Origin of the sequence: Embleya sp. NPDC020630 (genome assembly GCF_044334985.1) — a bacterium.
Classification (GTDB): domain Bacteria; phylum Actinomycetota; class Actinomycetes; order Streptomycetales; family Streptomycetaceae; genus Embleya.
Genome location: NZ_JBIRUB010000024.1, coordinates 1 through 12964, shown reverse-complemented (window position 1 = coordinate 12964; position 12964 = coordinate 1). Strand labels below are relative to the sequence as shown.

Below are 12964 nucleotides of genomic sequence, written 5' to 3'. Positions count from 1 at the left end.
CGGGATGCGGGCCCGGGTGGGCGCGCTCACGCGGCTTTCGCCGAGGCGCGCGGCGCGGGTACGTGCGGCCGGCCCCGGCGCAGGACCAACCGGGGGTCGGCGAGCGTGCCGAAGCCGTTGCGCGGATCGTCGTCGACCACGACCGCGTCCGCGTCCAGGCCGATCGCGATCCGGCCGATCCGGTCGGCCAGGCCGAGCGCTTCCGCCGCGTTCGTGGTGGCCATCTCCAGCACCGCCCCCGGCGGCAGTCCGGCCCGTACGTACCACTCCAGACCCTGCGCGTATCCCTCGAACGGAGCCTGGGCGATGCCCGCGTCGGTGCCCGCGATCAGCCGTACGCCCGCCTCGTACTGGCGGTGCACCAGATCCAGCCACGGGCGCAGGACGTCCGGGCCGAGCCGGCGCTCCACGTCGGTGAGCGTGGCACTGAACGTCGGACACACCGCCACGCCGCGCTCCGCGATCTCCCGGATCAGCCGATCCCGGCGTTCGTGATCCTCGCCCAGGGCCGGTTCCGTGACGAACGAGCAGTGTTCGAGGGTGTGCACCCCCGCGGCCAGCGCCACCTCGATACCCGCGGTGCCATGCGCGTGCGCGGCCACCCGGCGGCCGAAGCGGGCCGCCTCGGCGACGACCAGTGTCACCTCCTCGACCGAGAACTGCGCCTGCCAGGCGGGCGGTCCGCCCGCCGTCATGCTGCCGCCCGTGCTCATCACCTTGATCACGTCGGCGCCGTCGGCCACGTTGCGCCGCACCCGCTCGCGGATGCGGTCCGCGCCGTCGGCCGCGCCGCCCAGGAACCAGCAGTGTCCGCCGGTCACGGTGATCGGCGGCCCCGCGGTCAGCAGGCGCGGACCCGGCAGCGTGCCCGCCTCGATCGCGTCCCGCAGCCGCGCCGCCAGCCCGCCGCGATCACCCAGATCGCGCGCCGTGGTCACCCCCGCGTCGAGCAACCGCCGGGCCCGGCCCGCCATGTCCAGCAGCAGGTCGCGGTCGTCGGCCGCGCGCAACGCGGCGACGGGGTCCTCGCTCGCGTCGAAGGCGAGGTGGACATGGCAGTCGATCAGACCGGGCAGCAGCGTCGCGCCGGCCAGGTCGAGTACGGGAGTGCCGGGCGCGGCCCGCTCCACGACCTCACGACGCGGGCCCACATCGGCGAAGACGCCGTCGCGCACGCGTACCGCGCCGTCCTCGATCACCTCGTCCGCCGGCCCGGTCAACACCAGCGCGGCGGTCAGGATCCGCTCGTCACTCACGTCCGTACCTCCCGTACCCGCGCGTCCACGATCGTGTACAGCCAGTCGGTGCCGATGCTGATCACCGCGAAGACCGCGGCCGAGAGCACCACCACGCCGCTGATCACCGGGAAGTCCCGGCTGTCGACGGCGGTCACCAGGAGTCGGCCCACCCCGGGGCGGTTGAAGACCGTCTCGATGGTCACCGCACCGGTGAGCAGCGTGCCCACGGTCCAGCCGGAGAGGGTGAGCAGCGGGATGAGCGCGTGCCGCAGGGCGTGGCGCAACCGCACCGTGGTCTCGCCCGCGCCCCGGGCGCGCGAACTCAGCACGAACGGCTCGCGCAGGGCGCGTTCCATCTCCTCCCGCAACACCTGGGTGAACACGCCGACCAGGGTCAGCGCCAGGGTCAGCGCCGGGAGCACGAGTCCGCGCACCCCGGTGCCGCCGACCGCCGGGAAGAGTTGCCAGTGGAAGGAGAAGACGGTCAGCAACAACACCCCGATCCAAAAACCGGGCACCGACGCCAGCACCAGTTCCACCGTCGAGGTCAGCCGGCGCAGCGCCGGCCGGCGAGCGGCGGTGGCCACCGCCACCGGTACCGCGATCACGATCGCCAGGAGGAAGCCCGCGAGCGACAGGGCCACCGTGGACCAGACCTGCGAGCGGATCAACTCCGTCACCCTTTCCTGGAGTTGGTACGACGTACCCAGGTCGCCGCGGGCCAATCGGCCCAGGAACAGCCCGTACTGCTCGTACAGCGGCCGGTCCAGGCCGGTGTCGTGGCGCACGCGCGCGACCAGTTCGGGCGTGCGTCCGCTCTGGCCGAGCATCGCCTGCACCGGATCGCCGGGCATCAGGTGCATCGCGGCGAACGCCGCCGTGGCCGCGCCCAGGACCACCATCACGCCGAGCACGATCCGGCGTACCAACCAGGCCAGTCGAGCGCTCATCGTCCCGCCCCCAGCCACGCGTCGTAGAACAACGGGTAGGCGTCCGGCGCGAAACCCACGTCGTGCAGCTTTTTCGACGTGCCGATCATCGCCTTCGGCACGTAGACCGGTATCGCCAGCGCGTGCGTGCGGATGTATTGCTGGGCCTGTTCGAAGGACTGCCTGCGAGCGGCCGTGTCGTTGTCGGTGGTCGCGTCCCGGAACCACCGGTCCAGCTGTGGATCGGCGACCCGGAACAGGTTGCCGCCACCCTTGTTCACGGTCTGGTCCGAGGCGAAGAAGTACCGCAGGATGTCCGGTTCGGATCGCACGAAGCTCATCGCGAACATGTCCAGTCCCTTGCCGGACGCCAGTTGGGTGTTCAGCGCGCCCGGCTCCTCCCGCTCGAAGCGCACGTCGAAGCCGACCCTGCGGGCATCCGCCGCGATGCCCTGCCCAATGAACTCGCGGCCGTCGCGCGAGAGTTGCTTGGCGTATGGCCACACGAGGGTGAGCCGTCGGCCGTCCTTGGTGCGGTAGCCCGCCGCGTCCCGGCCGGTCCACCCGGCCTCGTCGAGCAACCGGTTCGCCAGCTTGGGGTCGTACTTCCACGAGCCCTCGACCGTACGGTCGTAGGCCACGGTGGTCGGGCCGAGCACGCTCCAGGCCCGGTCGTACTGCCCGAAATGCAAGGCCTTGATCAACTGATCCAGATTCAGGGAGCGTTGCAGCGCGATCCGCACCCGCTCGTCGACCAGCGGTCCGCTGCCGCTGTTCAGGAAGATGGTGTACACCGCGCCCGGCGCCGGATGACGCAGCAGCCGCAGCGCCTTGGCCACGGTGGTCGCGTTCACCGTGGGCACCTCGCCGATCGCGTCCACCTGACCGCTCATCAGCGAACCCAGCCGCACCGAGTTCTCCGGCACGAACGAGAAGGTGATGCCCTTCAGTTTCGCCATGCCGGTGTGCTTGGCATCGGGTGGGCCCCAGTTGTAGTCCGGGTTCCGCTTCAGCACGACACTGGTGTTCTTGCGCCACTCGACGAAGCCGAACGGACCGGAACCCACCGGCTTCTGGCACAACCTGCCCGCGTTCTCGCGCATCGACTTCGGCGACTGGATGCCGAGGTAGGGGGTGCTCAGCGCCTGGAGGAACGGACTGCTGGGGTGGGACAGACGCACCTCGATCACCAGCGGATCCACGATCGTGGCACCGGCGTAGGCGCCGACCAGACTGGCCGCGTAGAAGGACTTGGCCTTCGGATCCACCGCGTGGTCGAGGGTGGCCTTGACGGCCGCCGCGTCCAGCGGCGTGCCGTCCTGGAATCGCACGCCCGGGCGCAGTCGGAAGGTGTACGTGGTCCGGTCCTCGGAGATCGTCCAACTCTCGGCCAGCCAGGGACGGAAGGTGCCGTCCTCGGTCGCGCTGACGAGGGAGTCGAAGATGTTGCGATCGATCAGGGCGTCCACGTCGCGCCCGCCGACCTGCGGATCCAGGCATTCGGGTTCGGTCGCGGTCGCGTAGCGCAGCATCTTGCCGGCATCCGCGACCGCGCCGCTCTCCTCCCGCGTGCCGGCGCAGGAGGAGAGGGCGAGACACAGACACGTCAGCGCGCAGATCATCCGCAACGTGCCGGTCAATCCAGGTGATCGCATCCGTGAGTCGATGGTCGTGCCTCCTCGCCCGGGGGCCCGCCGGACTCTGGTGGGGGCGGGCGAGGACGACTCTCACGGGGGGCGCTTAAAGGATCCTTAACGCCGGGTTTACCGGGCTCAAGCGGCCGTACGGCCGGCGAGTTCGGCCCGCAGATAACGTCCGAACGCGGCCGGGGAGGGGTGGTCGTAGGGCGCGGTCGCGGGCAGGTCCAGGCCGGTGGCGGCGCTGAGTTGGTTGCGCAGTTGCAGCGCGGTGAACGAGGACATGCCCAGATCGAGCAGGCTCGCCGTCGGGTCCACCGCCGCGGGCGAGTCGTGGCCCAGGATGGCGGCCGCATGCTCGGTGATCAGATCCGTCAGCACCTTCTCCTCCTCGTCCGCGGACAGCGCCGCCAACCGCTCGCGCAGCCGCTCGGCGGCATCCGGATCCACCACCGAGGCGAGCGCGGGCGCGGGGCCCGCGTGGGAGCGGGCGACCTCCGGCAGATCGCGCACCAGCGCACCGGGCGAGGCGAGCGCCGACCACGGCACGTCGGCGATCACCAACGACACGTCGCCGTCCGTCGAGGCCGCGGCGCCGAACAGGGCCGGGAAGACCAGATCCGCCACGACCACGTGGCCCGCGTCGCCCGCCCCGAACTCGTGCGTGCTCTCCGTCCACGGCCCCCAGCACGCCGCGACCGCGGGCAGACCGGCGGCCCGCCGCTGCCTGGCCAGGGAGTCGAACAGGGCGGGAACGGCCGTGTCGGCCGCCGGAGCCGGGGCCGGCAGCGCCGCCGCGCCGGGCGAGATCAGTACGAAGGAGGCGGGCCCGCCATCGCGCGTCAAGGCGTCGAGCACGACGGCCGGAGCCGCCTCGCGCACGGTCGCGGCCACGCAGACGAGCAGCGTGAGCGGATGGTCGGCCGACCCGGCGGCCACTAACGCGGCGAGCGCGTCCGCGTCGTCGAGATCGCAGTCCACGACCGTGACCGCGTCCGGCAGATCCCGGGCCACGCCTCGGGCGCCGGGACCGGCCAACACCACCCGCTCGCGGCCGTCGCGCACGAGCCGACGCGCCGCGGCCAGGGCCAGCGGATCGGTACCGACGACCAGCGCCGCCCCCTCGGCCGACGCCTCGCCCGCCGCGACCGCCGTGTGCCACCAGCGACGCGCGAAGACCCCGTCGGCGCGCACCGCGACCTCGTTCTCCGCACCGGGTTCGGCCAGCAGCGCCGCGAGCCGCCCGGCGGCCCGCTCGTCCACCACCTCGCCCAGGTCCACCAGACCCCCGCCGCGCAGCCGATCCCGCAGCCCCCACAACGCCGCGTCGGCCGGCCGCCGCGGCGGATCGGCCGGGCCGACCGACACCGCGCCCCGCGTCGCCACCCACACCGGCGCCCCGACCCCCACCGCGGGCAACGCCGCCAACAGCGCGAGGGTGCGCTCCGCGGCGGCGCCCAACTCGGCCGACCCGGCCGCGAACCACAACACCCCGTCGATGCCCGCCGCGTCCGGCACCGCCCGCGCCACCGCGTCCGCGACATCGCCGCCGGGCGCGAGCAGCACCCGCGACACCCGGCGCAGTCCGGCCGACGACAGCGCCGCGATGTCGGTGACCGCGCCCGCGTCACCCTCCTCGGCCACCGCCAACCAACGCCCCGACGACGGCGATTCGCCGCTCTCCTCGCTCTCGCCCGGCAACGGCTTCCACCCCGAGCGATACCACCACCGCCGGCTGCGGCGCAGCGTCGACAACGCGGGCAACAACTCGCGCAACGCCCGCTCCTGCGCGCCGCGCAGGCCCAGCTCGGCCGCGGACACGGCGACGTCGCCCGCCTCGACCGCCGCCCAGAACCGGGCCTCGGCACCACCGGTGTGCTGTTCGGGCGCGGTCTGCTCTGCCGCCTGCTCCAGCCAGTAGCGGCTGCGCTGGAACGCGTAGGTGGGCAGCGAAACCTCGCGCCCGCCCCCCGCCGGCGCGACGTCGGCGAACCACCGTCGCCAGTCCACCGCGACACCTCGGATGTGCGCCTGCGCCAGCGCCCCCGCCACCGTCGCCGGCTCCGACCGGTCCCGGCGCAACAACGGGGCGACCACCGCCGCGTCGCGCTCCACGGCCAAGGATTCCTGAGCCATCGGGGTGAGCGTCGCGTCGGGCCCCAACTCCAGATAGGTACCGACGCCCTGCCCACTCAACCAGCGCACCCCCTCGTGGAAGCGCACCGTGCCGCGCACATGGCGGACCCAGTACTCCGGCGAGGCCAACTCCCGTGCCGTGGCCGGCACTCCCGTCTCGTTCGAGACGATCGGCAACCTCGGCGCGGCGAAGCGGAGCCCGCGGGCCACCTCGCGGAAGTCGGCCAGCATGGCGTCCATGTGCGGCGAGTGGAAGGCGTGGCTGACCCGCAACGTGCGCGCCTTGTGCCCGAGATGACGCCAGCGCGCGGCCACCGCCGCGACCGCGTCCGCGTCCCCCGAGATCACCGTCGACGTCGGCCCGTTCACCGCCGCGATCGCCACCCGCTCCTCGTAGCCCGCCAGCAGCGGCGACACATCGCGCTCGCCCGCCCGCAACGAGGCCATCGCCCCGTCACCGGGCAGCGCCTGCATCAACCGACCGCGCGCGGCGACGAGCGCGCACGCGTCGGGCAGCGTCAGCACCCCCGCCGCGTGTGCGGCGGCCAACTCGCCGATGGAGTGACCGATCAGGTAGTCGGGCTCGACCCCGTAGTGCTCCAGAAGCCGGAACAGCGCGATCTCCACCGCGAACAAGGCCGCCTGGGTGTAGCCGGTGCGATCCAACAGCGCCGCGTCGGCCGACCCGGCCTCGGCCGCCAAAAGACCCGCCAACGGCCGGTCCAGGTGCCGGTCCAACTCCGCGCACACCTCGTCCAGGGCCGTGCGAAAGGCTGGGAAGACCGAGCCCAGTTCGGCGCCCATCCCGGGTCGCTGGCTGCCCTGGCCGGTGAACATGAACGCGGTGGACCCGCGCGCCGCCCGACCCACGAGCAGCCCGGGCGCCACGCCGCCGTCGGCCAGCACGGCCAACGCCCGCAGCCGGCCCGCCGCGTCCGGCGCGACCACCGCCGCACGATGCTCGAAGGCGGTTCGGGTGGTGGCCAGCGCCCTGCCCACGTCCACGGCGCCCGGCTCCGGCGCGGTCGAGACCGCCGCGTGCAGCCGGCGCGCCTGGTCCCGCAACGCCTGCGCGCTCCGGGCCGACAACAGCCACGGCGCCGGCCCCTCCGGGGCGTGCGCACGCGGCCCGTCCCCGCCCGGCGGCGTGGCCGGGGTGTCCGGCGGGGCCTGTTCGAGCACCAGGTGCGCGTTCGTCCCGCTGATCCCGAACGAGGACACCGCCGCCCGGCGCGGCCGTTCCACGGCCGGCCACGACACCTCCCGCGCCAACAGCGACACGGCCCCCGCGTCCCAGTCGATGTGCGGCGAGGGCTCGTCCACGTGCAACGTGCGCGGCAGCACACCGTGCCGCAGCGCCTGCACCATCTTGATCACGCCGGCCACCCCGGCCGCCGCCTGGGTGTGTCCGATGTTCGACTTGATCGAGCCCAGCCACACCGGCCGCCCCTCGGGGCGGTCCCGACCGTAGGTGGCGATGATCGCCTGCGCCTCCACCGGGTCGCCCAACGACGTCCCGGTGCCGTGCGCCTCCACCACGTCCACCTCGGCCGGCGACAACCGCGCGTTGGCCAACGCCTGCCGGATCAGCCGCTCCTGCGCCGGACCGTTGGGCGCGGACAGACCGTTGCTCGCCCCGTCCTGATTGACCGCCGAGCCGCGCAGCAGCGCCAGTACCGGATGGCCGTTGCGCCGCGCGTCACCGAGGCGCTCCAACAACACGAGCCCGACGCCCTCGGCGAATCCGGTGCCGTCCGCCGCCCCGAACGACTTGCACCGGCCGTCCGCCGACAACCCTCGCTGCCGGCTGAACTCCACGAACAGCGCGGGCGTGGCCATCAGGGTCACCCCGCCGGCCAGCGCCAGCGAGCAGTCGCCGTGCCGCAGTGCCTGCGCCGCGACGTGCAGACTCACCAGCGACGACGAGCAGGCGGTGTCCACGGTCACCGCCGGCCCCTGGAGCCCGAGGGAGTAGGCCACGCGCCCGGACGCGACGCTGCCGGCGCTGCCATTGCCCACCAGCCCCTCGAACTCCGCCGGCATCCGGTGCAGCCGCGAGGCGTAGTCGTCGTACATCACCCCGACGAACACCCCGGTCGGGGTTTCCCGCAAAGTCGTCGGGTCGATCCCCGCGCGCTCGAACGTCTCCCACGCCACCTCCAACAACTGCCGCTGCTGCGGGTCGGTGGCCAGGGCCTCACGCGGGCTGATCCCGAAGAACCCCGCGTCGAAGCGGTCGGCGTCGTACAGGAACCCACCCTGCCGGGTGTACGCGGTGCCGGGATGGTCCGGGTCCGGGTGATAGAGCGCATCCAGGTCCCAGCCCCGGTTGTCGGGGAACCACCCGATCGCGTCCCGCCCGTCGGCGACCAGTCGCCACAGGTCCTCCGGATCGCGCACGCCTCCCGGGTAGCGGCAGCCCATCGCCACGATCGCGATCGGCTCCTCGGCCCGGGCCTCCAGATTGCGCAGCCGCTGCTGCGCGCGACCCAACTTGGCGGTCACCCGCTTGAGATACTCGACGAGCCTGGTCTCGTCCGGTGTGTTCGCCACCATCAGCCGTTCACCCTTTCCGCGACCCTGCCCTGCTTCTTGAAGCGGTTGCGTGTGCGCGCCACGCGCCACAGCGTGCCGAGCACGGCGCGCTGCGGTCCTCGCCGACCGCTCATCCGGAGCAGATTCAGCAGGATCCACAACCGCGTCTCGACCACGTGGTCCGGCGAGCCGTGCACGTCGTCGTTGCCGATCAGCGTGAGCCGCCGGACGTGCTCGCGGATCGCCTCCGCGTCGCCGGGCGGGATGATCTCGTCACGCAGACTGGTCATGTAGGCGACCGGAATGTCCAGGGCCGCCAACTCGTCCTTGCCCAGGCCCCATTCGCTCATGTGCGCACCGACCTCGTCGGGCGCGACCCGCGCCAGGTGGGCCAGGGTGTCCCGGGTCACCCGGGGCACCTGTCGTCGCCATTCCGCGTCGGAGAAGAAGTGCTCGATCGGCGCCCCGGCGGTGATCACGCCCTTGATCCGGTCGTCGTGCGTCGCGGCACGCAACGCGAGATGCCCGCTGAAGCTCAACGCCACCGTGTACACCGACTCCACCGGCGCGTGCCGGGCCACCGCGTCCAGCACCGCGGGGAACATCCGCCAACTGTCCGCGTCGTAGCGCAGCCCGTTCTCGCCCACGCCGGGCATCTCGGTGACCACACCGGCCATCCCGAGCCGCTTCGCCTGGGCCAGAACCGGGGCCCACTGCTCCTTGACGCTGACGATCCCGCCCGTCACCAACAGGATCGGACGAGCCCCGGTCGACGACAGATTGGCCGTCCAGCAGCGCAACGGCCCGTCCGGCGATTCCACGAGCAACGGCTCGATGTCGCCCTGGGTCCGGCGCCACAGATCGAACGCGGCCACACAACGATCGAGGGCGTGCTGCCGGGCCGGCCCGTCCACGAACGGGAAGCGGGCCATGTTGTAGTGCCGACAGGCGTCGAGCGGACGGCCCTGCGCCTCCAACTCCCGCGCCGCGTCGCTCCATGCCCGGACCCACGAGCCCTCGGTGTCGCCGCGGTCGTGGGTCACGTTCGCGACGATCTCGCGATAGCGCGCGGTCGGGATGTTCTGGGACCTGGCGTGGATCTCCACGAATTGCTTCAGCTCGTCGATGTCGTTCATACGGGACGCCTTCCGGCGGGCGATGGATGGGCGGCTGCGGTGGCGGGCGTGCGGCTCGTGGGCTCGCGGGGGTGGCGCTTCACAGCGCACCGAACTGGCGGTCGATGAGATCGAGGATGCCCTCGGCGGACGCCGTCTCGATCTCGGTGTCGAGGTCCGGCGCCTGCGGGTCGGTGACGTCGTGCGCGTCGTCCAGGCTGCGGAGAATCTCCCGCAGCCGGACGACGGCCTCGCCGCGCGTACGGTCCTCGGCGGTCAACCCGGCCACCGCCGCGTGGAACCGGTCGAGGTCGGCGAGGAGTGCCGACGTGGCCGAGGCGCCGTCGTCGTCCAGGCCCTCGGCCAGACGCTCGTCCAGGAAACGGGCCACCGCGAACGGGGTCGCGTGGTCGAAGACGAGCGTGGCCGGCAGGCGCAGCCCGGTGGCGGCGCCGAGCCGGTTGCGCAGCTCCACCGCCGTCATCGAATCGAATCCCAGGTCCTTGAACTGACGCTCGTCGATCTCCTCGTGCCCGCCGCCCCCGCGACCCGACACGCTCGCGACCGTGTCCCGGACCAGGTCGAGCAGCGCCTTCCGGCGTTCCTCGGCCGGGAGTTCGGCATAGGCGCGGCGCCTCGGCGCGGGCTGCGCGACGGTGCGTCGGCGCAGGTCGATCACGGTGAGGGCGGGCCGCGGTGCGGCCAGCGCGGAACTCAGGAGGGTGAGCGCGTGTGGCGTCGCCAAGGGGACGACGCCCTGGTCTCGGTGGCGTTCGTGGTCGACGGCGGTGAGTGTGGCGGTGAGGTTGCTGGTCTGCTGCCAGGGACCCCACGCGAGGCTGGTGCCGGGCAGGCCCCGTGCGTGGCGATGGTGGGCGAGGGCGTCCAGGAAGGTGTTGGCCGCCGCGTAGTTGGCCTGCCCGGGACTGCCGAACGTGGCCGCCGCCGAGGAGTACAGGATCAGGGCGGGGGCGGGGGTGAGCCGCGCGCCGAGGGTGTGCAGGTGCCAGGCGGCGTCGATCTTCGGGGGCAGCACGATGTCGAGGTGTTCCGACGTCTGGTTGGTGAGCGCGGCGTCGGCGAGGGTGCCGGCGGCGTGGAAGATCGCGGTGAGCGGGTGGGCCGGGTCGATGCCGTCGAACAGCTCCGCCATCCGCGAGGGGTCGCTCGCGTCCGCTCGTACTACGGCGACCTCGGCACCCAGCTTCCCGAGTTCGGCGACGATCGTGTCGGTTTCGGGGGTGCCACCGGTGCGGCTGGTCAGCACCAGGTGCCTGGCGCCGTGGCGGGTGATCAGGTGACGTGCCGTCAGCGACCCGAGGGTGCCGGTGCCACCGGTGATCAGGACGGTCCCGTCGGGGTCGATCGTGAGGGACGAGTTTTCCTCTTCCTCGGCGCCGGCCGGGGCGTAGGCGGTCAACGTCGGCGCGAGCAGGCGGTCCGCCCGGACGGCCAGTTCGGGTTGCGCCGCCGTGACGGCGGACGCCAGGGCCTGCGGCGCGCGCGGGCCGCCGTCGCCGTCGACGTCCACCATCCCGAAGCTGCCCGGGTGTTCGCTGTGCGCCGAGCGGAGCAGGCCCCACAGCGGTGCGTGCGCCAGGTTGTCCAGCCGCTCGCCCGGCCCGGTGGCCACGGCATCGCGGGTGACGAACACCAGGCGCGAGCGCTCGTACGCGGGCTGGGCCGGCCACTCCCGCGTCAACGCGAGTGCCCGCTCCACGGCATACCGCGCTGCCTGCGGTACGTCCATGCCCGACGCCTCCTCGGCGGTCGGGTCGACCGCCGGCCCGTCCGCCGGCACCAGGACGACGGTCGGCACCGGAGCGCCGGCGCGGATCGCCGCGTTCAGCGCATCGAGGTGTGGATGGGTGACGACGTCGTGTCCGGCGGCGGCCAGGGCCGTCGCGAGCCAGTGACCGGGTTCCGCGAGTACAACCGGATTCGTGGGCTCCGCCGTGGAGTTGCCGGCGTCGTACAGTTCCCACCGCACCGCGTGCAGGCCCTTCGCGGGGCGATGGTCGAGCGCGGCGAGTTGTTCCGGGCCGATCACCCGGGTCGTCAGCGTCTCGACGTCGAGGAAATGCGCGCCGTCGGGGTCGGTCACGGCCACGTTGAACGTGTTCGATCCGGTGCGGCTCAGTCGTGCCCGCACGACAGTGCCCGCCCCCGGCGTGTGGCGCACGCCGCCGAACGCGAACGGCAGATGCAGGTCGCGGCCATCGGCGAAGACGGCCGCCAACGGCTGGAACGCGGCGTCGAGGAGGGCGGGGTGGATGGTGTGGCCGGTCGGGTCGGCGTCGTCCGGCAGGCGGATCTCGGCGTAGAGGTCATCGCCGTCGCGCCACAGGGCGGTCAGTCCCTGGAAGAGCGGCCCGTACCGGTAGCCCTGGCGGGCGAAGTCCGCGTACCGGTCGAGCAGATCCACGGGCTTCGCCCCGACCGGGGGCCACGCCCCGCCCATCGTCCGGTCCGCCGTGGCCCGGCCGCCGGCCGGGGCGACGGTGGCACCGGCGTGCCGGGTCCAGGCGCCGGGCGCGGTGTCGGGGTCTGCCGACTCGGGTCGCGAGTGGATGGCCAGTGTGCGGTGCCCGGACTCGTCCGGGGCGCCGACGGACAGTTGCAGGTGTATCGCCTGCTGCTCGAAGAGCGCCAACGGAGCGTGCAGGACCAGGTCCTCCAGATCGTGCCGGCCGTCGAGCAGCCCGATCGTGTGCAGGGCGAGGTCGAGGAAGGCGGCTCCGGGGAGCAGGACGGTGTCGTGTACGGCGTGATCGGCGAGCCAGGGTTGGGTGGCCAGGGACAGCCGGCCGGTCAGGACCAGTCCGTCCCCGTCCGCCAGGTCCACGGCGGCGCCCAGCAGCGGGTGTGGCGAAGCGAGTTGTCCCATACCGCCGGCATCGGCCCGGGTGTGGCCGGCTTCGACCCAATAGGTCTCGGGCCGGAAGGGATAGGTCGGCACGTCCGCCGCGAGCGTCGCGGCCGATGGCGGCCACTCGGGGAGCAGTCCGGTGGCGAACGCGCGGGCGAGTGCGGTGTGCACCCGTGCGGGGGTGTCGTCGTCGCGGGTCAGGGTGCCCAGCACGGTGGCGGGTATCGGACCGCCGTTCGCACTGTTCGTGTCCTCGTCGGTGTTCTCGTCGATGATCTCGAGGATGGCCGCGGTCAGCACCGAATGCGGGCTGGTCTCGATGAAGTGCGTGTACCCGTCGCGTAGTTGGGCTTCGATGGTTTCTTGGAAGCGGACGGTGGTGCGGAGGTTGGTGTACCAGTGTTCGGGGTTGCAGGCGGTGCCGTCGAGCGGTGCCGCCGTGACGGTGGAGTAGAGGGGGATGGTGGTGGGTTGGGGGGTGATGGGGGCGAGGTCGGTGAGGATG

The 12964-nt window shown here is 72.9% G+C and carries 6 protein-coding genes; all 6 read right to left on the bottom strand.

The window, feature by feature from the left end; genetic code table 11:
* Positions 1-26: 26 nt before the first annotated feature.
* Positions 27-1256: an amidohydrolase family protein gene (locus ACH4XV_RS41645; protein WP_395798683.1), complete on the bottom strand. Its 1230-nt coding sequence runs from the start codon at positions 1254-1256 to the stop codon at positions 27-29.
* Positions 1253-2188 (bottom strand): ABC transporter permease, encoded by a 936-nt coding sequence (locus ACH4XV_RS41640; RefSeq protein ID WP_395798681.1) that lies wholly within the window; start codon positions 2186-2188, stop codon positions 1253-1255. The genes ACH4XV_RS41645 and ACH4XV_RS41640 overlap by 4 nt, the downstream gene beginning before the upstream one ends.
* Positions 2185-3822 carry an ABC transporter substrate-binding protein gene (locus tag ACH4XV_RS41635; protein WP_395798679.1) on the bottom strand — a complete coding sequence of 546 codons (1638 nt, stop codon included), beginning with the start codon at positions 3820-3822 and terminating at the stop codon, positions 2185-2187. The genes ACH4XV_RS41640 and ACH4XV_RS41635 overlap by 4 nt, the downstream gene beginning before the upstream one ends.
* A 117-nt stretch (positions 3823-3939) precedes the next feature.
* On the bottom strand, positions 3940-8493 hold the full coding sequence (locus ACH4XV_RS41630; protein ID WP_395798726.1) for a type I polyketide synthase: 4554 nt from the start codon (positions 8491-8493) through the stop codon (positions 3940-3942).
* A 2-nt stretch (positions 8494-8495) separates the two neighbouring features.
* Positions 8496-9611: an alpha/beta fold hydrolase gene (locus ACH4XV_RS41625; RefSeq protein ID WP_395798677.1), complete on the bottom strand. Its 1116-nt coding sequence runs from the start codon at positions 9609-9611 to the stop codon at positions 8496-8498.
* Positions 9612-9690: 79 nt separating this feature from the next.
* Positions 9691-12964: SDR family NAD(P)-dependent oxidoreductase (locus tag ACH4XV_RS41620; protein ID WP_395798675.1), on the bottom strand; the 3274-nt coding region annotated here is incomplete at its 5' end.